This window comes from Streptomyces sp. NPDC007084, assembly GCF_040703595.1.
GTDB lineage: Bacteria > Actinomycetota > Actinomycetes > Streptomycetales > Streptomycetaceae > Streptomyces.
Window position 1 is genome coordinate 95449 of the sequence record NZ_JBEYFY010000015.1, and the last position, 26287, is coordinate 121735.

Sequence of the window (26287 nt, forward strand, 5' to 3'; positions counted from 1 at the left end):
ACCGTGGACACAGCGCCGCTCGCGGAGCACCTGGCCGTTGCCCACCACGTCACCCGGGACGGAACCGGCCGAACGACCTCGTCCGGCACGACCGAGATCCGTACCTCGGCGGAAGCCGGTACCAGAAGCCCAAACCCAGCCCCCGGCGCCGGCACCGCCTCGGTTGGAGCGGTCGTTCACGTGCACCATGTCCCGTCCCCCGGCGCCGTAAGTGCTGCCGTCCGGCGCGCTGCACAGCGAGCTGAGCAGCGCGCGATGGGGCGAAGCTGATGACCGCGAGCAACGGTGGCGCGGAACAGCCCAGGCGGCGCCTCAACCGGGCGGAGCGCCGGCACCGGAAGCGCGAGTTCATCAAACAGTTCCTGGACGGACCGCCGAAGCCGCTCATCTGCGGACAGGCCAAGGCCGCCGCGCGCGCCCGCTCCGCCAACGCCGCCGCCCCGGGGGCGCCCAAGGGAGATCCGAGTGTCAAGGCCCAGGCCAGGGAGTTGCAGGCCGCCACCGGCCAGCCGTACGGCGTGTGCCTCGCTGAGGTCAGAACCCGCGAGCAGGAGGCCCGGAAGGGCGAGGGGGAGCAATGAGCCGTGCTGGCACCGATGTCCCGCACGCCAGTGAATTGCGCATGGTCGTCCGGCGTGCTGACGGCACCATCGAGGACCACGGTGTCGTCGCCGCCCACTACGCCAATCCGCTACGGCAGGCCTGGTGGCAGCACGTCGGCCGTCGACTCGCGAACCGCCGTATCCACCGATCGAACCGAAGGAGAGGGAGAGCCTGATGGCTGTTGTCACCGCCAAGGGGCGGGAGATCATCGCGGGCAGGATGCGCGGGTCGTCGCCCTCGCAGGCCGAGCCGCTGAACCTGGCCTGGGGGAACAACCCGGCCGGCCTCACCGCCGCCGCGTCGGACGTGGGCCTGTTCAAGGAGGCCTCGGAGTCGCGTGTGGCGGGGACGTCGTCGATCGTCACGACGACCACGCCGTCCGACACCTACCAGGTCACCGGCACGTTGACGTCCGGTAGTTCGCAGTCGATCGCCGAGGTCGCCCTGTCGGACACCGCGTCGAAGCCGACCGCGGACTCGGTGCAGGCCGGTTCGGCTGTCATCGGCTCGAACTCGGCGACCACCCTGGTCGTCGCGAACGGCGCCAGCTTCGCGACGAACCAGTACATCCAGATCCGCACCGAGGTCCTGAAGATCGTGGGCATCAGCACAAACACGCTGACCGTGACCCGCGCCCAGAACGGCTCCACCGCGATCTCCACCATCGCCTCGGGCGACACCGTCACCGGCGGGAACATCCCCGGCGTCTCCAACGTGACGAACGGAAACCTGTTCTTCCACTGCGAGCACGGCGCGCAGAACCTCAACTCCGGCGATCAGGTCGCCTACACCCTCACCACCAAGTTTTCCTGACGCCACGCCGCCTACACCGACCCCGCCGTGCACACCCGCTGGACCGACCTGTGAGGTGACAGGCTGATGGCGCGGATGTACACGTGCGGGTTCGAGCTGCTGAGCGCGGCTGCCCTGATGGAGTGGCAGGACTCCAACGGCTCCCCGGCCATCTCCCAGACGATTCACCGCGCCGGCAACGCCTCCCTGCGCATCACCCCGTCCGGGGCCACGCAATACATCGAGCACCAGCTCACGTCCGGCGTGGTGCAGCGGACATTCCACCGGTTCTACCTGTACATCACGGCGCTGCCCGCCGCGGACTGCAACATCTACGGGATCGGGCAGTCCGGGTATTTCCCCGGCGTCCTGCGGCTCACCAGCACCGGCCAGCTGCAGCTCCGCGACAACCAGGCCGCCGTCAACCTCGGCTCTCCGACCGGCGTCCTCTCGACCGGCCGCTGGTACCGGGTCGAGCTCGACTTCACCGACGTCGGCGGTACCCTCACCGCCGGCGTCTCCGCGTTCAAGGGCTACCTCGACGGCGTCCAGTTCGCCGACACCCTGTGCACGAACATCAACGGGTTCTCCCGCTTCAGGGTCGGCGCGATCCAGTCGGCGACCGCGATGGACGTCTGCATCGACGACATCGCCGTCAACGACGACACCGGCACGGTCCAGAACGGCCTGCCCGGGCCCGGCTCCGTCGTCCACCTCCAGCCGGCAGGCGCTGGCGACAACAACACGTGGACCGGCGTAGGAGGCACCGCCGGAGCGGCGAACAACTGGACCCGCGTGGCGGAGGCCCCGCCAGACGACGCGACCACCTACAACCAGACGGCCGCGACCGGCACCACGGCCACCGACGACTTCACCGTGTCCTCACCGGCCTCCGCCGGCATCGGCGCCTCCGACGCGATCACCCTCGTAGCCGTCGGCGCGCGGATCGGTTCCACCGCCACCACCACGGCCAGCATCGTCACCCGCATCAAAGGCCAGTCCGGCGGCACCGTCTCCGAGTCGCCCTCCACCAGCGTTGCCGTCAACGGCTGGTCCACCCACAAGAGCGCCGTACCGCGCCTGTACCAGCTCACGACCTACAGCAACCCGCAGACCGCCGATGCCTGGACGCCGGCCACCCTCGCCGCCGCGCAGATCGGCTACAGGGCGAGCATCTCCCAGTCAACAACCCGCCGAGTGAGCACCCTCTGGGCGCTGGTCGAGTTCGTCCCCAACCAGACCACCTCCATCAACCTGGGCGCCACCACGTCGCTTACTGCCGCCGCCGTCCGCTCCACAGCTCTGGCCCGCGCCACCACGGCGGCGACGTCCGTGGACGGGCTGCGGCGGGCCCAGTTGCCCCGCGCGGCGGCGTCCACCGCCACCCCACTCGTACGGCGGGCTGCGGCGCTGCCCCGAGGTGCGGGCGTAACCGCCGAGGCGTCGGCCAGGCGGAGCGTCACGCTCGCCGCGCTCACCGTCGTTGCGCTGGTCCAGGGCGGTCTGCGCCGGTCGGTGGCGCGCGTTCTCCAAGCCGCAGTAGCCACGCTGGCCACCGGCCGCCGCAGCAGTGTGCTCGCGGCGCTGCTGGCAGCCGTGGGCACGGCGCCGGGCAGCAGCCGGCTGCTCACGCTGCCGTACGCGTCGACGGTCACGGGGCAGGCCGCCACCGGCCGGGCGGGCAGGATACGGCGGGGAGCGACGGCCACAGCCACGACAGCCCTTGCACTCGGCCGCCTCGTCGCGGTCGCCGTCCAGGCGGCCATCACGACCGCATCCAGCCTGTTGCGCCGGGTAGGCCTCGACCGCCAGACCCCGGTCATCAGCGCGCCCACGGCCAGCCGACGGGCGAGTCTCCTGCGGGCAGCGCCGGCCACGACCACCGGCGCCGCGGCCAGGGTGGTGCAGATGGCCCGTTCGGCCGCCGTCCAGGCCCTCCTCGGGCAGGGCCGCAGGACATCGCTTGCCCGGCCTGCCTACGTGACGACCGGACCCGGGGGGCCGCTGCGCCAGACCGGGCTGGCCGCAGCCACCACGGCCACCACCAGCAGCCGTACGAGCCGCGTCATCTCCCTCGCCCGGACCGCCGTCGTCACCGCCGGCAGCGCGGCGCGCCGTGCCGCCAGCGTGACCCGGACCGTCACCACCATCTGCGGTACCGGGTTCTGGCGGGCCGCCACGCTCACCGCACTACGCACCACCACGGTCCTCAGCACCGGGATGAGCCGGGGCGCGTCCTACACCCGCATGCTGGCGGCCGAGGTACAGACCACGGCCGCGTCGGTCATCAGCCAGATCGCCCACGGAGTGATGTTGGCCGCCGACATCGCCACGATCGCCGTGACCAGAAGGGGCGCCCAGCTCTACGCCGCTACCACCATCCTGGGGAGCAGCGCCCTCCGGCGGACGGCCGGACTGCGGGCCGTCGCGAGCAGCCTGGCCGGGGCCACGGCCAGCCGGTTGACCGCGCTCACCGCCCGCGCCACCCCCGTGGTCAACCCCACGGCCGCCCGGCGCACCGACGTGGCCCGCACCGCCGAAGCCGGCGGGCAGGCTGCTGTGGGGCGGACCGTGCTGATGGGACGCCAGGCCTCCGCCACACCGGCAGGCCGGACCGCCCGTACCGCCGGACTGCACGCGGCGGCGAGAGTGGTGACCATTAGCGTCCTCACCCGGGCAGCGACCCTCACCCGGGCGGCCGTCGCCCTCGCGACAGGGCAGGGGCTCCGCACCCTCCAGCAACTCCTACACACCGAGACGCTGACGGAACCGGCAGCTACCGCCCGTGCCGCAGCCCGGCTCGCGCTCGCCACCGCCGTCGACACGACCGGGCGTGCCGCGCGGGCGATCGGCTTTCACCGGCGCGCGACAACGGGCCTCACCGGCCGCTGTCGCCGCACCGCGCGCGCCTCCTACCGGGCTGTCGTCCTCCAAGCCGGCGCCGTCCAGACTGGCCGGTACTTCGAGGTCGTCCTCCAAGCCGGCGCCGTCATCACCGCGGTGGCAACCGCCGTCCGCAGCAACCTGCGCCGCCTCGTCCTCCAGGTCACCGGGCCGACGAGCCGCTGGCGGGTCCGTGATGGGCTCCGCCGGTGGCAGGCCCGGCGTGGCGACGGCCGCTGGCACGTCGACGACTAGAACGGGGGGCGAGTGCAGTCCATCGACCGCGAGAGCCGCGAATTCGTCGAGGCCGAGGTCACCGCGACCGTCCAAGGCCTCCCGTACGACCCGACGTCCGACCTCGTGGAGTTCGCCTTCACCGCGATCGGCGCCCGGCCCGCGACCTGGTACGTGGGCGGCTGGGACGGCACCCAGTCGATCCCCGGCACCCGCGCCTACCGTGCGCAGGTCCTCGTCGGCCCCGGCAGCGACGGGCCCATCCTCGCCAAGGGCAAGTACACGGTGTGGATCCGTATCACCGACAACCCGGAGCAGCCCGTCATCCCGTACGGGCAACTCACCGTCACCTGACCGAAGGAGACTGGCGTGGACACCCTCACCTCGCCCACCCCCGCGCCCCGCCCGGGGCCGCAGACCGCCGACGCGCCCGCGCCGATCGACATTTCCGCCTCCAGGGGGCCCGCCTGCACGCTGTGCCAGCGCCCGGCCCTTGTCCACTGGCTTCGCCGTCCCACCAACGAAGACGTCGAAGCCGTCCGCCTGCTGGAGATCGACCGCCGCGCCGCCCAAGAGCAGCTCGACAACCCGGACGCCCCCACGCCGGTCTACCCACCGCTGCCCACCGGCGCCGACACGACCGTCATCGTCCACGCCTGCGGCCCCCACGCGATCGACATGGAGGCCGCGGCCCACATCCACGCCAGCACCTGCACCGCCCCGAACGAGGCAGACCTGCCCGGCTGCGACTGCACCCCCGAGAAGCTGCCCACCGAGCCTCCCGAGGAGACCGCCCCGCTTCCGGCGCACTGGACATCCGGCGGCCAGTGATGGTCGCCTCGCGTAGCAACCTCGCGAAGCCCACCCCCGAACGCCGCTGCACCGGCCACAAGAAGGGCACCGGCGGAGAGAGAGGGGAGCGCTGCAAGGCCTGGGCGCTCAAGGGGCAGACGGTCTGCCGCGTCCACGGCGGGAGCGCCCCCCAGAATCGAGCCGCCGGCGAACGCCGTGTGGCCGAGGCCCGCCTGGAGGAGGAAACCCGGCGGGCCCTCGCGATCCTCGACGTCCCCCCGGTCGAGAACCCGCTCACCGCCCTAAGCGAACTGGCCGGGCAGGTCATCGCCTGGAAGGACGCGCTCGCCGAACGCGTCAACGAGCTGCACCGCATCCGGTACACCGACGACAAGAACGCCGAGCAGCTCCGCTCCGAAGTCGTACTGTACGAGCGGGCGATGGACCGGTGCGTCACCGTCCTCGGCACCATCGGCCGGCTCCGCATCGACGAGCGCCTGGCCGCCATCAGCGAGCAGCAGGCGACCACCGTGATCGGGGCGATCGAGGCGGCCCTCACGCACGCCGGCGTCACCGGCGCCGAGGCCACGGCGGCTAAAGCGGTCGCGGCCCGGCATCTTCGGGCTGCTCCCGGCACGTAGGTGAGGCGGCCATGGATGCTCTCGCCCTCGCAGCCGACATGCTGGACGCGGAGGCCGAGCGGGAGCAGCAGGCCGTCCAGTACGTCACCGAGCCGGGCCGGTGGGCGAGCGACAAGCTCGGCGAGCACCTGTGGTCCAAGCAGGTCGAGATCGCCGAGTCCGTCCGCGACAACCGGCTCACGGCCGTGCACTCCTGCCACGGCTCCGGCAAGAGTTTCCAGGCGTCCAGGCTGGTGTGCTGGTGGCTGGACACCCACCCGCCGGGCGAGGCCCGCGTCGTCACGACCGCGCCGACCGGCGACCAGGTCAAGGCGATCCTCTGGTCCGAGATCAACGGCGCCTGGGTGAAAGCGGAGTCCCGAGGCACAAAGTTCATCGGCCGCGTCAACGAGACCGACTGGAAGCTCGGCAAGCGGCTCGTCGCCTTCGGCCGCAAGCCATCCGACTACAACCCGCACGCCTTCCAGGGCATCCACGCGAAATACGTGCTGGTGATCTTGGACGAGGCGTGCGGCATCAACAAGCAGTTCTGGACCGCGGCCATGTCCATCGCAACCGGTGAGCACTGCCGCATCCTCGCCATCGGCAACCCCGACGACCCCGGCTCCCACTTCGCCAGGATCTGCCAGCCCGGCTCCCGCTGGAACACCATCCACATCTCGACGTTCGACACCCCGAACTTCACGGGGGAGACGGTCCCCGACAGCCTCAAGCCGATGCTCGTCGGCCCGGACTACGTCGACGAGATGCGCGAAGAGTTCGGCGAGGAATCCCCGACCTACATCTCCAAGGTGCTCGGCGAGTTCCCCGACGATGCCGAGGACGGCGTCGTACGGCTCTCCGCCATCCGCGCCTGCCACGCCCCCCACGACGACGACCTGCCACAGGAAGAACGGACGCCGCACGAGCTCGGCATCGACATGGGAGCCGGCGGCGACGAGACCGTCATCCGCGAGCGCCGAGGCAAAGTCGTCGGCAGGGAGTGGTCTTTCCGCGAGCGGGACCCGATCAAGGCCGCCGCCCGCATCCTGGAGATCATCCAGTCCGTACGCCCCACAGCCGTCAAGATCGACAGCATCGGCATCGGCTGGGGCATCGCCGGCACCCTCCGGGAGAAGGGCCTCAAGGGCGAGCACACCGCGGCGATCATCCCCGTCAACGTGTCCACCGCCACCAGCGAACCCGAGAAATTCCCCCGGCTCCGGTCTGAGATCTGGTGGCGCATCGGCCGCCAGCTCTCCGAAGACGAGGCCTGGGACCTGTCCGGGCTCGAAGAGATGGACCGCGAGCGGCTCGTCACCCAGCTCACGGCCCCGAAGTACAGCATCGACGCCGCCGGCCGGATCGTCGTCGAGCCGAAGGAGAAGACGAAGAAGCGCCTGGGTCGCAGCCCGGACCACGCCGACGCCCTCCTCCTCGCGTACTACACCCCGCCCGGCGGCATCGACGAGCAGTCCGAGTGGCTGCGTCAGTACGCCGCTGCCTGACCCCCGGAGCACCCTCATGCGTCAACGTCCCCGCCTGGTCTGGCTGATGCCCGGCCTTGCGCCCCGCTGCCCCGTCCACGCCGCCCGCGGCTACCGCGTCATGCTCTGCCGGGCGCACCCGGGCCGCACCCTCTGCGGTACCCGGTGGGTTGCCCACAGCGCCGCGCAGCTCACCGCCAACGAAGCCCAGCGCGCCACCCACGAAGCCCTGTGCGGAGCCGGCCTGTACGCCGCCGCAGGCCTCTGACCCCCGAGCGGCCCGCCGCTCACCGACACGACGAAGGGGGTGCTCGTGGGCCGTAAGAAGCGGACCGGGCCGCGCACGCTCGACAAGGCCGCTGTACCGGGCGGAGCCGTCACCTTCACCAGCGACCAGGTCGCCGCGCTCCTCACGAACAGCCGCCTCGGCGGCCAGACCACCGGCGTTTTCCCGCCCCTGCCGCGCACCGACCCGGCTGTGGCGTTCGGCCCGGGCGTCCCGCTGATCCCCGCCGCGATCGATCCGCCGCGCCCGGACACCGGCCGGCCCGAACCACGGCTCAACGAGTACCCGGTCTCCAGCAACCTGCCCGGCATGTCCGACCGGATCGTGCCGTGGAAAGTCCTCAGAGACGCCGCGGACGCCGGCGGACTGCCACGCCGCTGCATCGAGATCCGTAAAGCCGAGGTGGCCTCGCTGGGGTGGACGATCCGCCTCACCGAGTCGGCCATCGAGCGCGCCCAGGAGGGCACGGACGAGCCGGACCACGTCGTCGCCAAGGCGCTCCGGCAGCGGCTCTCGGGCGAGGTCACCCGGTGCATGGACTTCCTGGAGAACCCCGACCGGGGACAGGGGGAGGAGCCCACCGACTGGTTCTCCAAGATCCTGGAGGAGCACCTCGTCCTGGACGCCGTCGCGATCTACCCGCGCCGCACCCTGGGCGGGAACCTCTTCTCCCTCGAGGTCATCGACGGCTCCACCATCAAGCCGCTCCGCGACCACCGCGGCGGTCGGCCTCTACCGCCGAACCCCGCTTTCCAGCAGATCCTCTGGGGATTCCCGCGTGGCGAGTTCGTCGCCGACGTCGACGAAGGCGGCGCCGTCCTCAACCCGCTGCGGACCGACCAGCTCGTCTACAAGCGCCGCAACGTCCGCTCCCACACCCTGTACGGGTACAGCGCCGTGGAGCAGGCGCTCGAGGACATCGACACCTGGATCCGGCGCCGCCAGTGGATCAAGGCGGAGTACACCGAGGGCACCGTCCCCAACTCGCTGCTCCGCAACAACGGGGCGAACGGCTGGAGTCCGGCCCAGCTCAAGGACTACGAGGTCTGGCTCAACGACGCGTACAGCACCAGCGCATCGCGTCACCGGATGCGGATCCTGCCGCCCGGCCTGGACCCCACGACGCAGCCCGACGTCGCCGAGCGCTACCGGCCCGAGTACGACCTGTTCCTCATCAAGCTCCTCGCCTCGCATTTCGATACGACGATGGCGGAGCTCGGTTTCACGGAGCAGGGCGGACTCGGCTCTACGGGCTGGCACGAGGGCCAGGAGTCGGTGCAGCGCCGCAAGGGCACCTTGCCCACGACCCGCTGGCTGCAGAGCCTCGTAACGGCCGTGCTGCGCCGTCACCTTGGGATGAGCCGCGATCTGGAGTTCGTGTTCCTCGGGATGGACGAGGAGGACGAGGCGGCCGCGGACGCCGTCGCCGAGAACCGGATGAAAACGGGCCGGATGACGATGAACGAGGCCCGTGACAGCGCCGGGAAGCCGCGATACGACTTCCCGGAGGCCGACAAGCCGATGCTCGTCACCACCCGGGGCGTCGTCTTCCTGGAGGGCGCATCCGAGCAGGCGGCGCCCGGCACGCTCATCGGCCCGCCGAAGGGCGCCATCGAGGACGCAGGCGACGACCAGGACCAGGACGACGAGGACACCGGCGCCGAGCCGGAGTCCGGCGGGCAGAGCAACCGGCCAGACGCAGTGAAAACGGAGCTCGCCGCATTCCGGCGCTGGGCCCGCAAGAACCCGACGCCGTCCCGGCCGTTCCGCTTCACCACCGTCACCAAGGCCGACGCCCCGCCGGACGTCAACCACGAACTGGTCCTCTTCGCCGACCCGCACGGTGGTGGTGCCGACCCAAAAGCGTCATCTTCCCCGGATATTGAACGCGTCCGGGACTGGCCGGGCTGGACCGCTGACCGGCGGGCCGTCGACTACTGGAAACCCCGCCTGATCGCGGCGGCCGCCGGCGCCGTCGATGCCCGGGCCCTCGCCGAACGGTGGATCGCCGCGCGCGGCATCGTCGTGAAGTCGGACGAGCCGGACCTCGGCGGCGTACAGCGCTCCGGCGGCGATGATGACCACCAGCGCAAGCCCTGGCACGACGCCGCCGGCTGGCTCGCCGCCCAGGGAATCCCCTTCCCGCAGGCTCTCCTCAGCGTCCGGGAGATCCACGCCGACGGGTACGTCATCGGCGAGCGGTCCGCGGTCTCCGTCCTCGCTGGGCACTCGACCGTCGACTGGTCGAAATGGCGGCCCGGCGACAAGGACGCCGCCCGCCTGGTCGCCAATAACGGCGCCACCAACGGGCTGCAGACCCTCCTCGACGACGCCGGCCTCATCATCCGGAACATCGCGGCGAACCGCATGGGCCGGCTGGCGAAGATCCTCTCCGGCGCGCTCACCCGCGGCGACTCCGCCGACACCCTGGCCATCTCGATCGGTCACCTGCTCAGCGACCCCGCCTGGGCCGAACGCATCGCCGTCACCGAGATCGCCCGAGCCGTCTCCGCCGCCTCCCTGTTCACGTACCAGCGCAACGGCGTCCGCCAGAAGTCGTGGCTCACCGCGGTCGACGAACGGGTCTGCCCGGTCTGCATCACCAACGAGAGCGCCGGCGCCATCCCCATGAGCCAGACCTTCCCCAGCGGGCACTCCTACCCGCCCGGGCACCCCTCCTGCCGCTGCGCCCTCCTCCCCGAAGGCCTCGGCACCTGACCCACGCTGCTGGACGCTCACGGAAAGGGCAGCCGATGGACACGACCACCACCTTCGCGTGGGCGCCGATCACGAAGACGGAGGAGCAGGACGACGGCACGATGATGGTCTACGGACCCGCAGCCTCCTCCGACCTCGACCGCGCCAACCAGCGCCTCAACCCGGAGTGGCTGGACGGCGCGATGCCGGCCTGGTTCGCCGAGGGCGCCAACGTGCGCGAGCAGCACGACGTGAAGCGGGCTGTGGGAGTCGGCGTCGGCCTCGCGAAGGGCGACGGCGACAGCCACCTCCTGGCCGCGCACATCGTCGACCCCGTCGCCTGCCTCAAGGTCCGGCACAAGGTCCTCAAGGGGTTCTCCGTCGGCATCAAGAACCCCAAGATCAAGCTCGGGAAGACCGACGCCCCCGGGGGTGAGATCGTCGGCGGCTCGATCTGTGAGGTCTCCGTCGTCGACCGGCCCTGCAACCCGACCACCATGTTCGAGATCGCCAAGGCCGACGGCGCCGAGGGCGACCTCGAGCTGGTCGACGGCGCGCTCGTCGTGGAGAAGACCGACGCCGCAGCATTCGGCATCGCCGACGACCTGTACGAACAGCTCCCCGACGCCGTCCGTACGGCACTCACCAGCCTTGCGGCCGCCGGGACAGCGGTCACCGCCGAGCCGATCGGGAAGGCCGAGGAGGCCAGCGCGCTCCGGCCAGCGTCCATCCTCCTCAAGATGGACGCGGTCGGCCTCCCGGTGGCCGAGGACATGATCCGAGGCCTCGTCGACAGCCGCGTCGCCGAGCGCCTCGCCGAGCTGCAGAAGGCGGACACCTCGGCAGCCGGCCGGCGGAAGGCCGCCGCGGCCGGTACCGCCATGGCCGACGGCTCGTACCCCATCACCAGCAAGGGCGATCTGCGCAAGGCCATCCGCGCAGTCGGCCGCGGAGGCGTCGACCACGACGCCATCCGCCGTCACATCATCAAGCGGGCCAAGGCCCTCGGATTGGAGGGCCTGGTGCCCAAGGACTGGAAAGCAGACGGAACGGCGAAGGACGCCACCAAGGCGGATGACACGAGCTCGGCGGCCACCGACGACCAGGCGGCGATGCAGAACCAGGTCGAGGGCGTCCTCCGCGACGTACGAGCCCTGGTTCCCGCCCTCGCCAAAGCCGATGGCGAAGACGGCGCTGGCGACGACGGCTCGGAGGGTGGGGACATCACTTCGGCCACCGACGCGATCGCCTGCATCGCCCGGCTGATCATCAGCGAGGCCGAGTCCCTCGCCGAGGGCAACCTCCACGAGGCCACCGACATCCGCCTGCTCCTCGACGCCGTCAGCAGCCTGAAATGGTTCAACGAGCGCGAGCAGATGGAGCAGGACAACCTTGATCGCGCCGACAAGGCGGACGGTATGGACACCGCCCAGACGGCCGCTGCCGGCGCCCCGACAGGCGAGACAGCGGTAGTGACCAAGGCCGAAATGGCCGATCTTGTGAAGGCGGCAGTCGCAGAGGCCACCTCGTCCTCCGAGGAGCGCATCACGACGCTCGAGGGCGATCTGACGAAGGCGACCAGCGCCCTAGAGGAGATCAAGAAGCTGCCGACACTGGGAGGCCCCGTGCTGACCCGGAACCCCGCAGACGCGGCGAGGGCCCGTACCAGCGACGCCGACCGCATGCGCGCCGAGGCCGCTGAGCTGCTGACCAAGGCAGACCGGTGCCAGGACCGCGAGCTGCGCGAGGGCTATCTGGAGCGGCGCCGCGACCTCCTGGCCAAGGCCGACGCCTGACCGTCCGCCTATGACCCCCACCGCACGTTCAACAGCCCCCGACGAGGGGGCTTTCGCATGAGAGGAGCAGGGCATGGGTGCTCTGCCCAAGGCTCAGGTGCTCTTCGGCGGTACGCCGGAGGCCCCGGAGCTGACCAAGGCCGAAGTCAGCCGCCGCTTCGACGAGCTGATGTCCGCGCTCGACACGGCGCCGTCGCGATACGTCGACCAGCAGGTCCTCGCCCAGTCCTTCGGCGAGGGTCGCGGTATCTCCTTCAACACCGGTCCGACCACGGCATACGAGGCGCTCACCAAGAGCCTCGAGGGCGACATCAGCAAGGCGATCTCCCCAGACGCGCTCGCGTCCGTCACCAGCGCCCTGGAGGCCCTCAAGGCCGAGCAGCCGGACCTGGTGAAGGACATCACGACGACCTCGCCGCTCGGCACCGGCCTGGTCGCCTACGACCTCGAAGCGCCGGCGAAGATGCTCACGCCGCGCCCCACCCCGCTGCGCAACCGGCTCCCGCGCCGCAAGGGCGTAGGCCTGGCCCACCAGTTCAAGGTGATCTCCGGATTCACCGGCACCGCCACCGGCGGCGTCGCGAACATCCACCCCGGCATCGTCGACGCGACGCAGACCAACTTCGCACCTCCCGGCGGCGCGAACGGCCTCTACTACGCGCGCGGCCCGAAGATCACGTACGCGGGCTACGACAAGACCGTCGGCTACTCGCAGTTCAGCGTGTCCGACCAGGTCACCTGGTCCGCTCAGTACGCCGGCCAGGGCTACCAGGACATCCGCCAGCTCTCCCGCACGAGCCTGCTCTACTCGAGCATGCTCCTCGAGGAGCGCATGCTGCTCCTCGGCCGCGGCACCAGCGCCCGGAACTTCCTCGGCGCAGTCGCCGCGCCGACCGGTCTGGCCCTCACCGCCCGCTCCGCAGCGGGCAGCGAGACCGCACTGTCCGGCGTCTCGACGAACATCTACGTCAAGGTCACATCGGACGCCGGCGACTTCGGACAGTCGGTGCTCACCTCGGCCGTCAACGTCGCCCCCTCGGGCGGCCAGGTCGTCGACGTCACCGTCAACCTGCCCACCGGCGCCACCGGCCTGCGCGTGTACGTCTCCACCGGCTCCTCGGACCCGGGCGACGCCTCGCGCTGGTACGCCGGACGCACCGGCTACAACACCTTCACCCTGCAGGGCGCGCTCCCGACGTCCGGCACCGCGGCCTCCGCCGTCACCGCGGACACCACCGCTTACACGGCCGGCTACGACGGCATCCTGCCGATCTGCACCGGCGCCGAATCCGGGTACGTCAACCGCCTCAACGCGGCCCTGTCGACCACCAACCCGGGCTCTGAGTTCCAGACCGCCTTCGCGGCGCTCTACGACGCCGTCAAGGCCGACCCGGACCGCATCCTGTTCAACGGCTCCGACCGCAAGCAGCTCTCCGACTCGCTCAAGGTCAACTCATCCTCGAACTACCGGATGACCCTGACCCAGGACCAGTTGACCGGCGTCACCCTCGGCGACGTCGTCACCTCGATCATCAACGAGGTCACCGGCAAGGGCGTCGACATCGAGGTCCACCCCTGGATGCCGCAGGGCAACGCCCCGATCATCTCCGACACCCTGCCGCTCCCGGACTCCGAGGTCAGCGACGTCTGGGCCGTCTACAACGTGCAGGACATGATGGGCGTCGACTGGCCGGTCACGCAGTTCGCGTTCGAGTCCAGCTCCTACTGGATGGGCGCCCTCGTCTGCTACGCCCCGGCGTGGAACGGCGCCATCACCGGCATCAAGAAGGCCTGACCCAACGACCCCTGGAGGCCGGGCGGGCACCACGCCGCCCGGCCTCCAGAGGCACCCTCCCACCCTCGAAAGGCGGCCCCCTTGGCCAGGCTCTGCATGCCCGACGGCGCCGTACGCGGCATCGACATCCAGGGAGCCCAGACCGGCGCCCGCACCGCGTACACCCCCGGCCGCGACGGCACCGTCACCGTCGACAACCCCCAGCACGAGCGAGCCCTCCGCCAGTACGGGGCGTTCCCCGCCAACCTTGGCGGCCGCACCCGCGGCGGCTACCGCTGCACCGACTGCGCATTCGGCTCGTTCTTCACGTCCTGCTCCCGCTGCGGGGGCCCCTGCACGAAGGAGTAGCTCATGGCAGCGCGAAAGTCTCCGGCCAGGAAGGCCGACGACGGCACCACAGCGGAGGCGGGCCCGGGCGACATCGTCACGGGTACGAGCCCTGTCGAAGGGCCGCACAGCTCCGACCCGTTCCAAGAGCCCACCAGCGACGCCCCGAACTCCGATGGGGACCAAGTGCACTCGCCGAACGTGGCGGCCGCCCCCGACCCCGAGGCATCCACGCCCCCGGGAGATGACCCCGACGAGGACGACACACCGGACCCCGAGTCGAGCGCCAAGATCTGCACGCGCTGCTTCCCCGGCGGCTGGCAGCCCACGGTGACGGCCGTCGGCTGCGAACACGGCAACTACCAGCGCACCGCTGACCACTCCTGACCGACCGCTGCGCGCGGCCCCCAACCCCTTGGAGGTGAGCCGTGCTCAGCGTGCCCTACGTGTCCGCGGCATCGTTCCGGGCGTACCCGTCGTACATGGACACCGACGGCCTCAACCTGCCCAGCCTCGACGACCCCGCCATGCAGAGCGGCGAGCTCACCAACCGCCTCCTGGCGGCGTCGGAGTGGGCGGACAGCGAAGTCGACTACACCCTCGGCGCGCAGTTGCACGTCCAGCGTGAGCGAGTCGACTGCGGCCGGGACGGAACCCTGACCATCCACGCCGAGCACCGGCCCGTCCTCCAGGTGACGTCGGTCGGATACGGCTACACGAGCGGCGCCCTCACCACGCTGGACAGCCCCACAGCGTGGATCGAGGGCGACGTCAACATGGTCATCTCGCTCAGCACGCAGGGCACCACCCCGTGGTCGGGCAGCCTGCAGTTCGGCTCGCCCGTCCTCGCCGGCCGCATCTTCGCGCAGGCCTTGTACGTCGCCGGACACCCGGCAACGGTCCTGCAGTTCGGGGCAGAGGCCGCGGACACAACCCTGACCGTCCTCGATCCGACCGGCATCGTGCCGGGCGAGCGGTACCGCCTCTACGGCGGAAGGGACGAGACCGTCGTCGTCGACCCAGCCTGGATTCCTCCCGTACCGAGCACCAGCCCTCTCCCGGCCACCGTCGTCTTGCAGCAGCCGCTGCGCTACGACCACGAGCCGGATGAGGAGTTCTCCGGGATGCCCGGCGACGTCCGCCTGGCGATCGTCCAGCACACGATGAGCCAGCTCCTGAAACCGGACTCGCCGGCCGAGGACGAGTACCCCGACAACGCGACCTCGACGACCCGCACCGACGACTCCCGCCCCAAGGGCGTCGGGCTCCTCGCTGCGGCCCGCCGCACGCTCGCCAGCTACGCCCGGGTCAGGTGACCGATGCCGATTGCCGCCGTCCTCGACGGCATCTGCCGCTACTTCGGAGGCGAGTACGACGCCATCTCCCGCACCTACCGCACGTCACCGATCACCGGCGTCGGAGTCGTCCGCCGGGCCTGGCCCACCGACGACCCTAAAGAGGACTACTTCCTCGGCATGCCAGCCGACGCCCGGACCGGATGCCAGATCGTCGTCCACATCCCACGCCAGCACGAGTTCAGGCGCGCCGTCGGCGGCGAACACTCCGGGGTCAAGCAGATCGTCTACGAGGTCATCCTCCACTGCTACCTCCGGTCCCGGACCGCGTACGCCGAGGACGCCCAGGACGACGCGCACGCCCTGCGTGACGAGCTCGTCGAGTACATGCGCCGTGAGCGCACCCTCGGCGGCTGCGTGTTTCAGGCAGGCGAGCACGTCACCGACGGCAGCGGAGGCGACGGCATCGACTTCGAGTACCAGCAGCCGGCCACCAAGGCCGGTGTCACCAAGGGCTACATGACCATGCGCTTCGCCGCCGTGGAGTTCGTCGAAGCCTGACCGCAGTAACCCCCGGGAGGCCATCGCCGGGGGTTTCCGTATCTCCCGGACCGGAGGGGCCTCATGGCCAAGACCACCGCCAGCAGCAAGGCGGCCAAGGACACCGACACCGACGCGACGGACGAGGCACCCGCCCCGACCGACGCCCCGGCCGTCGACGAGCAGCCGGAGCCCCCGGCGGCCACTGCAGAGGACTCCGCCGAGGAGGGGCCCTCGGATCAGCTCCCGCCCGGGGTCTACGAGTACGTCTACGGCATCGGCTGCGTGTACCCCCACGTTCCGCTCACCTGCCACGCCTACCACCCGGCCGTGGACGAGACCGAGACCAGCCCGGCAATCCCCGAACAGCCCGCCACGATCTTCGAGTGGCCGGACGGACCGCCGGACGACGGCCGCTGGGCGAAGACCCGACGCAAGCCCAACCAGGCCGCGGACAACGCCGGCGGCCTCCTGAGCGGCAAGGAGTAAGCCGGTGCCCACGCCCAACACCTACGCGCCCGCGAAGCAGTTCGTCGGCATCGCCAACGAAGTGAGCCAGGGCACGCCGGTCGGAATGACGGCGACCATGCTGGTCGACAACTTCAAGCCGAAGGACTCGCCCAAGTTCCTGGAGGACAAGGCATGGCGCGGCGCGATGGCGACCGACGCCTTCGCGCAGATTCCCGGGACTCAGAGCGCTGAACTGGACCTCGGCGGGCCGGTCTTCCTCGACGGCCTGGGCTACATCCTCCGCAATATCATGGGAGACCTCGCCACCACCGGCACGTCAACCGGCACCGGCGGCACCACCCTGGCGGCCAGCGCAGCAGCCGGCGCCACGACGATCTCCACCGCCGCGACCATCCCCAACGGCACCGTCATCCAGATCGGCTCCGGGGCCACGGCCGAGGTTTTCACGACCGGAGCACCAACCGGCTCGGGCCCCTACACGATCCCGCTCACGTCACCCACCGGCGGCCTCGTCTACGCCCACGCATCCGCGCAGGCCGTGCAGCCTGTGACCGGCCCGTACACGTACGCCTGGAGTCTCCTCAACTCGGGTACCGGGCAGCCGATTTCCCACACGCTGACCCACATGCTCGGGCCGACCGCGACGTCCGGCGCCCGCCAGTACCCGGGCGCCTGCTTCTCCGAAGTCGGTTTCAAGTGGAACGCCGAGAGTGAGCTTTTCACCTGGGACGCGAAGGCCACCTCCTGGCCGTCCGTGATCCTCGGCTCGCCGCCGGTCTCCAACCCCGGGTCCATCGCTCCCATGGCCTCCTGGCGGATGTCCGTGGGCATCGGGGGGCCCGCGTCCGGCGGCACGCTCATCCCGACCGTCATGGACGGCGAGATCAACCTCAAGCGGGAGATCAACCCCTACTACACCGGCAACGGCGCTCAAGCGCCGTACGTGATCCAGCGAGCTGGCCTCACCGTCGAAGGCAAGCTGAGCTTCGTCGCGGACTCCGAGTCGCCATACCTCTACATGATCAACAACACGCAGCCGCAACTGCAGTTGGCGATCTCCAACGGCCTCGCCGGGCTCGCCTACGGGGCCATCCAGTTCGACTTCGCCAAGGCCGCCTTCACCGAGTCCGAGCCCGACGGCAGCAAGACGGCCGTGGAGTACAGCGACACCTTCAAGGCCGTCCTCAACACGACGAACGCCGGCGGCAGCGGCTCCTACAGCCCCTGCAAGATCAGCGTCACCTGCAACGTCACCCCCGGCACGTACTGACTAGTCCGGGCCCCGGCCCTGCACCTCCCAACCCTCACACCCCTCACCAGGAGAACACCGTGTCCGAGCGCATTTCCCTCCCCTCCGGAGCCTGGGTCGAACTCCGCGACCCCAGCGAGCTTCGCCGCGGCGACAAGAAGCGGGCCCTGCAGATGGTGCCGATCAGCGAGGACATGGACCTCACCCTCGGCACGGAAACCGAGATGACAGACGGCGTCCTCGCCGTGCTCATCACCGGCTGGTCCTTCGATTTGCCCTTGCCGGTCACCGCGGCCTCCCTGGCACTCCTCTCGCTCGCCGACGGCAACGCGCTCGAAGGCCTCGATGCCGTCGGCGAGGCCAAGAGGCTGCTCTTCCCGCAGGCGCCGCAGAAGACCGAAGAGCAGGTCAAGGACCCGATGTCCCCTACCGAGCCCTCCGCCGAGTAAAAGCCCGGCTGGAGGGACACGACCCTGGCTACTACCCGCCGACGATCTGGGACCAAGCCGCCGACTACGTCTGGTACGCCGAGCGCTACCGCTGGCCGCCCAGCGTCGTCGACGACCTCCCCGCATGGCTGGACACAGCCATCCCCAAGGTCGCCGAGCTGTGGGACGAGCTCCGCGCCGAGGCCCGTGAGAAGGCCGAGCGGGACGCCGAGCGCCAGTCCGCGCGCTGACAGGGGGTGAGCCCGGTGAGCGGAGCAGTGCAGATCACCGGGCTCGCCCAACTTGAGGGCGCCATGGTCGCGCTGGAGCGGGACCTGCATCGCGCCACCCGGATCGCCACCGCGCACGCCGCGCACCTCGCCGAAGCAGCGATCAAGCGGATGCTCACGACCTCGAGCCATCCCAAGGGCACGCCCACGCCCTCGAATCCCGGGGACCCGCCCTCCCTCGTGACCGGCACGCTGCGCCGCTCCATCAAGGTGACGGGGCCCGTACCGGCCGGACGAGGGCGCTGGGTCGCGGAGATCGGCCCCACGGCCGTCTACGGCCGCATCCAGGAACTCGGCGGCACGGCCGGGCGCGGCTCTGAGCTGCCGCCCAGACCGTACGTACAGCCCGCCTACGAGCAGCTGGTCGCCAGCGGCACCATCTCTCGCGCCTATCACCTGGCCTGGCGTACCGCGCTCACCCACTGATCAACCCGGCAGCCCTCGCCCGTTCGCTCGGGACCGGGGGCTGCCCGCTGATGCCGGAAGGCGGTGAGCCGGCATGAGCGGAGGCGGTGGCGGCGGCGGAGGCTTCATGCCTCCTGTGGTCGTACGGATGCTGGGTGACATCACCCAGCTCCGCGCCACGATGCGCGAGGCGCGGACGCAGGTCAACGGCACCGCCGCGGGTATGCGCGCGGCAGGCGCCACCGCGTATGCGGGCATGGCTCGCATGGGGAAGTCCGTCTCCATGCTCGGCGTCGGCGTCGGCGTCGCCTCCATGAAGATGGCCGGCGACTTCCAGGCGCAGACCATGGTGCTGCACACGGCAGCCGGAGAGACCCTGTCCGGCCTGAAGACGGTGCGCTCCGGAATCCTGGGTATCGCTAAGGGCACCGGAACTGACTGGCACAATCTGACCGAGGGAATGTACCAGGTCGAAAAGGCCGGTATTCGCGGGGCGGACGGCCTTAAAGTTTTGAAGGCGGCAGCCCAGGGTGCCAGGGAAGAAAACGCTTCGCTGGAGTCCGTCACCAACGCGATGACTTCGGTTATGGCGTCGTATCACCTGAAGGCGAAAGACAGCGTTCAGGTGATGAACGCCATGAAAACCGCCGCTGGTGAGGGCAAGATGACGATGGAGGAATTCGCTTCCTCCCTGTCGACCGTCCTGCCTATCGCGTCGGCCAACAAGATTTCCTTTGCCGAGGTCTCTGGTGCTCTCGCGACACTCACACAGCACGGCACGAGCGCCCGGGAGGGCACCCAGGAACTGAACGCCACGATCCGGGCGCTGGCGTCGCCCAACAACGTGGCGGTGCAGGAGATGCAGCGTCTCGGGCTGTCGTCGACGGACGTGGCCAAGGGGCTGAAAGACGTCGACCAGGGCGGCCGGGGCCTGTCCGGGACGTTCGACATGCTGTCGCGGACGGTCCTCGGGAAGATGGGCCCCTCGGGCACACTCCTCCTGAGTTCCTTCAACAAGACCAAGCAGGCGGCGCACGACGCCAACGAGATGGTCAAGGCGATGCCCAAGAGCATTCAGGGCCTCGCAAAATCGTACGACACCGGAAAGATCAGCCTCGCTGACTGGCGTGAGAAGCTCAAAGGCCTTCCTCCGGAGCAGGCCAATCTCCTTTCCCAGTACGCCACCCTGAAAAACAAGACGAACGGATTCTCGGCGGAATTGAAGCGCGGCGGGCCGGCCGCGCAGACCTACACCGAAGCAATGAAAAAAATGCTCGGTGGTGCCATCGGTCTGAACACTTCGCTGCAACTCACCGGAGAGAACACTGAGTCGTACAACGAGCGCGTCAAGAAGGTTCGCGAGTCCTATCACCACGCCACTAAGGACGTCGAGGGCTGGGATGCGACCCAGAAACTTTTCAACGTCCGCCTAGCGAAGGCGAAGCAGGTCTTCGCGGTCCTGGGGATCGAGATCGGTACCAAACTGATCCCGATTGTCACCAGCGCGGTCGACTGGTTCACACGGCACAAGAACGTCGCGACCGGGCTGGCGGGCGTATTCGGCGGCGTTCTCGCGCTGTCCGTCGTCGCCTACGCGGCGAAGCTGGCCACGAGCGCGCTGAAGCCCATCGGCGCCCTCGCGAAGGTCGGCGTGGCCGGGGCCAAGGCCGGCGCGCGCGTTGTCCAGGGCTTCCGCTCCGCGCAGGTGGCCCAGTCCGCGTTCTCCGGCAGGGCGGGCACCTTCGGCGGCGTCCTGCGGAAGATGTGGAACGGCTCCATCAGCGGGGCCCGGGCTGCTGGCCGCGGTGTCGCCACGTTCGGCAAGACCTTGGGCGGGCTCGCCGCCAAGGGCGGCCGGGCTGCCTGGACAGGTGTCACGGCCGGTATCCGCGGGGCGGCCGGGGCCATGCGCACGGCAAGTACGGCGGCACTGACCCTGGGCCGCCGCATGGCCGTCACGACGGCCGCCGCGGTCCGCTCAGGCCTCGCCTGGGCCGCGCAGAAGATCAAAGTGCTCGCGGCGGCCGTCGCCGAGCGGACAGCGGCGATCGCGCAATGGCTCCTGAACGCCGCGATGTCCGCGATGCCGATCATGCTCGTCGTCCTGGCCATCGCCGCCCTGGTGGCCGGGCTCATCTGGGCCTACAACAAGGTCGGTTGGTTCCGGTCGTTCGTCGACGGTGCGTTCAAGGGCATCGCCGCGGTGGTCGGGTGGCTCGTCGGCTGGGTGAAGGCCCACTGGCCGTTGCTGCTCGCCATCCTGACCGGCCCGATCGGCATCGCAGTCCTGCTGATCATGAAGTACTGGAAGAAAATTTCCAGCGGCTTCATGTCCGCCTACCACACGACCGTGAACACCGGCCGAAACCTGGTCGCGTGGGTCAAGGGCCTCCCGCTCATGATCGCCCACGGCCTGGCCACGCTGGCCAGCCGCCTGTCCCACAACGCCTCAGGCGCCTGGCAGAGCTTCAAGAACGCCATGGTCAAGGCGGTCATCGGGATCGTCACGTACATCCAGGGCATCCCGCACCGCACCGTCGTGGCACTGGGCAAACTGGGATCGCTGCTCTACGGCGCGGGCCGCTCTCTGCTCCAGGGCCTGATCAACGGCATCAAGTCGATCAGCGTGTCCAGCGTGATGAGCAACATCGCGCACGGTGCGGTGAGCAGCTTCAAGAGCGCGATGGGCATCCACTCGCCCTCGACGGTCTTCCGGTCCCTGGGCATCTACGTCGGCCAGGGCCTGGTCGACGGACTGACCGCATCGACAGCACGCGTCAAGGCTGCCACCCGGCGGATCGAGACCCTGCTCATCCAGACCCGGAACAAGCTCAACGACGCGCGCACCACGGGCCGGACGAGTGCCGGCCGCCGCACGAACGCCTGGGTGGCGCAGAAACTGCGTGCCCTCGCTGGGGTAGAGCGGTATGTGAAGCGCGAGGACGCGGTCATGCGGCGTCTCGCCGCGAAGCGGGATGCCACCGCCAAGAGGCTGAAGGACGTTCAGAAGAAGCTGGCGGACCTGCAGAAGTCGTGGACGACGAAGCGGGACGAAATCGCCTCGTCGATCATGCAGGGGATGTCGGTGGTCACCGACTCTCCGGACGAGGGCCGCTCCGTCAACAGCTTCGACATCGTCGCGAACATGCGGGCGCAGTACCAGGCCGCCGCCGAATTCACGAAGAACCTTGCGGCCCTGAAGAAGAAGGGCCTTCGCGCCGACCTCATCGACGAGATCGCCTCGAAGGGCACGGCCGGCGGGGGAGACACCGCGCGCGCCCTCGCGGCCGCAACGGCTGGTCAGATCAAGGACATTGACTCCCTGCAGTCGGGGATGAAGGCCAAGGCCAAGGCCACCGGCACGGTTGTCGCCGACGCGATGTACAAGTCGGGTATCCAGGCAGCGAAGGGCCTGGTCAAGGGCCTGCAGAAGCAAGAGAAGTCGATCGAGAAGCAGATGGTCTCGATCGCGAAGAAGATGGCAGCCGCGATCAGGGCGGCTCTCAAGATCAAGTCGCCGTCGCGGGTCTTCTCCGACATCGGCGAATTCATCCCGCAGGGCCTGGCCGCCGGCATCGGCGGCGAGACACACCGCGCGATCACGGCCGCCCGCCGGATGGCCGCCAACGTCACCCAGGCCGGCATCCCGGGCACGCCGGGAGTCGGCGCGCTCCGCACCCTGCCTGCCAGCGGCCTGACCGCCAGGTCCGTCATCCACCAGCACCTCCACATGACCGTCGAGGGCCACGTCCTGACCGAGCGGAAACTCATCGCGCTCGTCCAAGAGGGCATGGGCCAGGTCGGTGCCCGCAACCCCTCCACCTATCCCAGCTACAGGAGGTGACCGCCCGTGCCCTCGCTGGCCGGCCTGCAGGAGCCGTTCACCGGCCCCACCCTCAACACCACCCTCTGGAACAACGTCAGCGCCGGCGCTGCCACCCTGAACCCGGCCGCCGGCATCCTGACCCTGGCCCAGCCGACGTCCGGCACCAACACCTTCGGGACGACATCCACCTGGACCGGCACCTCGTCCTCGGTCTACGCCCAGATCGGCGCCGTCCCCAACGGCAACGGCGCCACCGCCACGATCGTCAAGCTCCTCGTGGACGCCAACAACAGCATCGCCATGCGGGTACGGGCCGGCGTGTTCGAGCTTGCCCGGCAGACCGCCGGAACGACGGTCGTCACCACGCTCCCGGCCTACGATCCGGACGCCCACCGGTGGTGGAGGCTGCGCGAGCAGAGCGGCACCTGGTACGCGGAGGCCTCTCAGGACCCGTTCAACTGGACGATCCTCGGCTCCACGGCCTACACCTGGTCGGCGGCTGCCCTCCAGTTCCAGTTCCAGACCAGCGCGAGCGCGACCGAACTCGCGGGCCAAGTCGCCACCATCGCGAACATCAACAGCACCTTGGGCACGCCCTTCAACCTGAACTGGCCGCAGATGGAGCACGGGTTCGGCGCCCGGTGGAACGTGAACGGCGCCAGTTTCCCGCTCGACCGGTACGCGGACATGAGCAAACGCACCCGCGGAACGTTCTCCGTGGGCAGGGGACGGCAGTACGAGTTCGACCAGGTCCAGGCCGGCGAGATGCAGGGCCAGCTCGCCAACCCCGACGGCCTGTTCGACCCGCAGAACACCGCGGGCCCGTTCTACGGGCACGTCCAGCCGTTCCAGCCCTACCGAATGCGAGCATGCTGGCCGCGCACCCGGAACCTCCTCACCCAGATCCAGGCCTCCGGCGGCGACGTCGGCGGGTACGCCCTCGGCACCATCCCCCAGGGCAGCAGCGGCGTCAGCACGTTCTCCAGCACGGACACCAGCGGCGGCAGCATCGTCTCCTCCGCCACGGCGTGGCGGGGCAGCCGCGTCCTGCAGTTCGTTGTCCCCTCCGGCACCGCGGCCGCCACCGGCACCTCCACGCCCGGCCTCATCGCCTGGACGCCGCAGCCCGCCGCCGAGTTGGGCGGGACGTACACCGTGCAGCTCCGCGTCCGGAACATCACGCCGTCGACGAGCCTCACCGTCGCCCCTTTCATCTACAGCGTCCGGGCCGACACAACCGGCACCGCCTCCGCCGGCGGCTCCGTGACGTTGACCGGATCCGCGACGGCGCCCTGGACGACGCTCACCCTGACCGCCACGCTCGGCCTGGATGCCGCCTACCTCGTCACCGGTGTTCGCGTCGCCGCCACCGCGGCAGCCACGTGCAGCATCCAGGTGGACGGCTGGCAGTTGGAGACCGGCCCCACCGCCACTCCGTGGACCTGCCCCGGCACCTGGTATCCCGTTTTCGGCGGATTCGCGGAGCGCTATCCGCCGGACTGGGGGGACGACGGTACGTACGGGCGTATCGGCATCACCGCCGTCGACGCGTTCGCCCTCCTGTCCCAGGACGAACTGAAAGACCCGCTCACCGAAGAGATCAATGACCTCAACCCTCGTTTTCTCTACAAATTGGACGACCCGAGCGGGAGCACCAGCGCCGCCGACTGGACGGGTCACTGCCCACCACTCCAGATGGGGATCAGCAAGTACGGAGCAGGCTCACTCGTTTTCGGGACCGACGTCACGGCCACCGATCCCGTGAACGGCATCTTCACCGGCTCGGACGGCCCGGTCATGACCCTCAACAACGCGTTCCCCGGCACCAACACGGTCGGGCCCGCCACGTTCCTCAAGCTCACGAACAGCGGCGTCAAGGGCCCCGCCGATCCGACCCTGTGGACCCGTGCCATTGCCCTGCGGTACACGGGGCCGGTTCCGACCGTCCAGTGCATCCTGTGGACCTCCATGGACGGCCAGCGCGCAGCCGGCAACCCGTCCGGGTCGCACATCCACGTCGCCATCTACACCGATGGCAGACCCTTCCTCCATATGAAGGGACCAGGCGGCGCCGTCGCTCCCGTCAACATCTACTTCGGCGGGAGCCTGGGGAACCCCGTCACTGACGGGAACTGGCACTTGTTGGTCTTCGGCTACAGCGAGGCCACCGGCACCGTGCTGGCCTCGCAAGACGGGGCCCTTGGCATCAATGCCGGCTACACCAGCGACGTTACCCCCACCGGCCTCATCGCCGACAACCTAGGCGCATACGTCGACGTTACCGTCGGCAATGGCACCGCTTTCAACTACAAGGGCGACCTCGCGTTCGCGGCTGAGTTTCCCACCCTGCTCACCTCGACCCAGGTCGCGAACCTGTACTCGGCCTGGAAATCAGCGTGCGCCGGAGAGTCCACCGACGCCCGGTACACGCGGATCCTCAGGTACGCCGGCTACCGCGGACCGAGGACTATCCAGAGCGGTCTCACCAGATCGATGGGGCCGGCGAGCCTCGACGGCCAGGACCCGGTGACGGCGCTCAACGAGGTGGTGGAGACGGAGGCCGGCGAACATTTCGTCGCGTCGGACGGACGCATCTGTTTCCGCAGCCGCTCTGCCCGCTACAACGCCACCACCCCGCAGATCACCTTCGGGGAGCGCACAGACCTCGGCGAGTGCCCGTACGAGGACATGAGGCCCGACTTCGACCCCACCCGGATCGGCAACAGGGCCGAAGTCACCCAGCCGTCCACCGGCCAGCTCTTCTATGCTCAGGACGCCGCGAGCATCGCCAACTACTACACGCGGCCCCTTACTCGCACGGTGAACTCAGCCTCCAGCCTGGAAGTCCAGGACGCCGCGAGCTATTTCGTGTCGCGGTACCGCAACCCGGCCGTCCGCATCAGCTCGCTCAAAATCCACGCCTCGGCGCTTCCCGCCATGTGGCCGCAGCTCCTCGCCCTCGAACTGGGGGCCAGGGCCCGGGTCATGCGCAGACCCAACGGCGCACCCCCCATCCAGGCCGAGACCTTCCTGGAGAAGATCGACTGGGAGTTCGACGACGAGAACGAAGCGTGGCTGACGGTCCAGTGCTCACCGGCCGACATCACCCCCTACGCGATGTTCGCCGCCTGGCACACCACCCTCGCCACCACCATCAGCTCCGGCGTCACGACGATCACTGTCAACGCATCGGCGGACAACGTGAATCCGCTCGGCGCCCAGTTGGCGATCGGGCAGCAGCTCACGCTCGATCCGGGCGGAGCGAACGCGGAGAACGTCACCGTGGCCGCCGTCGGCGCCACCAGCAGCGGCTGGACCACCGCCACCATCTCCCTCTCCGCAGCCACGACCAAGGCCCACACGGCCGGGATCACCGTCTGCGAACTGCTGCCGGCCGGCTACACGGACCCGACGACCTGGGACGCGAACCGCTTCGACCAGGTCGCGTTCGCCTACTGAGAGGAGCCGCCC

The 26287-nt window shown here is 69.8% G+C and carries 21 protein-coding genes; all 21 read left to right on the plus strand.

The window, feature by feature from the left end; genetic code table 11:
- The first annotated feature begins 269 nt into the window (after positions 1-269).
- The 21 genes from AB0912_RS15655 (at position 270) to AB0912_RS15755 (ending at position 26275) form a co-directional block, all read left to right on the plus strand.
- Entirely contained in the window at positions 270-581 is a 312-nt protein-coding gene (locus tag AB0912_RS15655) for a hypothetical protein (protein WP_366699778.1), read from the plus strand.
- 196 nt (positions 582-777) lie between these two features.
- Entirely contained in the window at positions 778-1416 is a 639-nt protein-coding gene (locus AB0912_RS15660; RefSeq protein ID WP_366699780.1) for a hypothetical protein, read from the plus strand.
- A 66-nt stretch (positions 1417-1482) separates the two neighbouring features.
- Positions 1483-4533, plus strand: coding sequence for a hypothetical protein (locus tag AB0912_RS15665; protein WP_366699782.1), 3051 nt, complete (start codon positions 1483-1485; stop codon positions 4531-4533).
- Positions 4534-4545: 12 nt separating this feature from the next.
- On the plus strand, positions 4546-4866 hold the full coding sequence (locus AB0912_RS15670; protein WP_366699784.1) for a hypothetical protein: 321 nt from the start codon (positions 4546-4548) through the stop codon (positions 4864-4866).
- A 15-nt stretch (positions 4867-4881) separates the two neighbouring features.
- The gene (locus AB0912_RS15675) at positions 4882-5343 is read left to right on the plus strand and encodes a hypothetical protein (protein WP_366699786.1); all 462 of its coding nucleotides are present in this window, start codon (positions 4882-4884) and stop codon (positions 5341-5343) included.
- Positions 5343-5945 (plus strand): hypothetical protein, encoded by a 603-nt coding sequence (locus AB0912_RS15680; RefSeq protein ID WP_366699788.1) that lies wholly within the window; start codon positions 5343-5345, stop codon positions 5943-5945. Before AB0912_RS15675 ends, AB0912_RS15680 begins: the two co-directional genes overlap by 1 nt.
- Positions 5946-5956: 11 nt before the next feature.
- The gene (locus tag AB0912_RS15685; protein WP_366699790.1) at positions 5957-7432 is read left to right on the plus strand and encodes a hypothetical protein; all 1476 of its coding nucleotides are present in this window, start codon (positions 5957-5959) and stop codon (positions 7430-7432) included.
- A 16-nt stretch (positions 7433-7448) separates the two neighbouring features.
- Positions 7449-7679: a hypothetical protein gene (locus AB0912_RS15690; RefSeq protein WP_366699792.1), complete on the plus strand. Its 231-nt coding sequence runs from the start codon at positions 7449-7451 to the stop codon at positions 7677-7679.
- A 45-nt stretch (positions 7680-7724) separates the two neighbouring features.
- On the plus strand, positions 7725-10415 hold the full coding sequence (locus AB0912_RS15695; RefSeq protein ID WP_366699794.1) for a phage minor head protein: 2691 nt from the start codon (positions 7725-7727) through the stop codon (positions 10413-10415).
- A 35-nt stretch (positions 10416-10450) separates the two neighbouring features.
- Positions 10451-12190: a hypothetical protein gene (locus AB0912_RS15700; RefSeq protein ID WP_366699796.1), complete on the plus strand. Its 1740-nt coding sequence runs from the start codon at positions 10451-10453 to the stop codon at positions 12188-12190.
- 73 nt (positions 12191-12263) lie between these two features.
- Positions 12264-13985 (plus strand): hypothetical protein, encoded by a 1722-nt coding sequence (locus tag AB0912_RS15705; RefSeq protein ID WP_366699798.1) that lies wholly within the window; start codon positions 12264-12266, stop codon positions 13983-13985.
- A gap of 81 nt (positions 13986-14066) precedes the next feature.
- A complete protein-coding gene (locus AB0912_RS15710; RefSeq protein WP_366699800.1) occupies positions 14067-14333 on the plus strand; it encodes a hypothetical protein in 267 nt (88 codons plus the stop codon).
- 3 nt (positions 14334-14336) lie between these two features.
- Positions 14337-14699, plus strand: coding sequence for a hypothetical protein (locus AB0912_RS15715; protein ID WP_366699802.1), 363 nt, complete (start codon positions 14337-14339; stop codon positions 14697-14699).
- Positions 14700-14740: 41 nt separating this feature from the next.
- Complete coding sequence (locus AB0912_RS15720) at positions 14741-15628, plus strand: hypothetical protein (RefSeq protein ID WP_366699804.1); 888 nt, start codon at positions 14741-14743, stop codon at positions 15626-15628.
- Positions 15629-15631: 3 nt separating this feature from the next.
- Positions 15632-16168 (plus strand): hypothetical protein, encoded by a 537-nt coding sequence (locus AB0912_RS15725; RefSeq protein WP_366699806.1) that lies wholly within the window; start codon positions 15632-15634, stop codon positions 16166-16168.
- Positions 16169-16231: 63 nt separating this feature from the next.
- Entirely contained in the window at positions 16232-16636 is a 405-nt protein-coding gene (locus AB0912_RS15730) for a hypothetical protein (protein WP_366699808.1), read from the plus strand.
- Positions 16637-16640: 4 nt separating this feature from the next.
- Complete coding sequence (locus AB0912_RS15735) at positions 16641-17888, plus strand: hypothetical protein (RefSeq protein WP_366699810.1); 1248 nt, start codon at positions 16641-16643, stop codon at positions 17886-17888.
- Between the two features lie 59 nt (positions 17889-17947).
- Positions 17948-18316 (plus strand): hypothetical protein, encoded by a 369-nt coding sequence (locus tag AB0912_RS15740; protein WP_366699812.1) that lies wholly within the window; start codon positions 17948-17950, stop codon positions 18314-18316.
- A gap of 245 nt (positions 18317-18561) precedes the next feature.
- The gene (locus tag AB0912_RS15745) at positions 18562-19011 is read left to right on the plus strand and encodes an HK97 gp10 family phage protein (RefSeq protein WP_366699814.1); all 450 of its coding nucleotides are present in this window, start codon (positions 18562-18564) and stop codon (positions 19009-19011) included.
- Between the two features lie 127 nt (positions 19012-19138).
- A complete protein-coding gene (locus AB0912_RS15750; protein WP_366699816.1) occupies positions 19139-22834 on the plus strand; it encodes a phage tail tape measure protein in 3696 nt (1231 codons plus the stop codon).
- Between the two features lie 6 nt (positions 22835-22840).
- Complete coding sequence (locus AB0912_RS15755) at positions 22841-26275, plus strand: hypothetical protein (protein ID WP_366699818.1); 3435 nt, start codon at positions 22841-22843, stop codon at positions 26273-26275.
- Positions 26276-26287 lie beyond the last annotated feature (12 nt).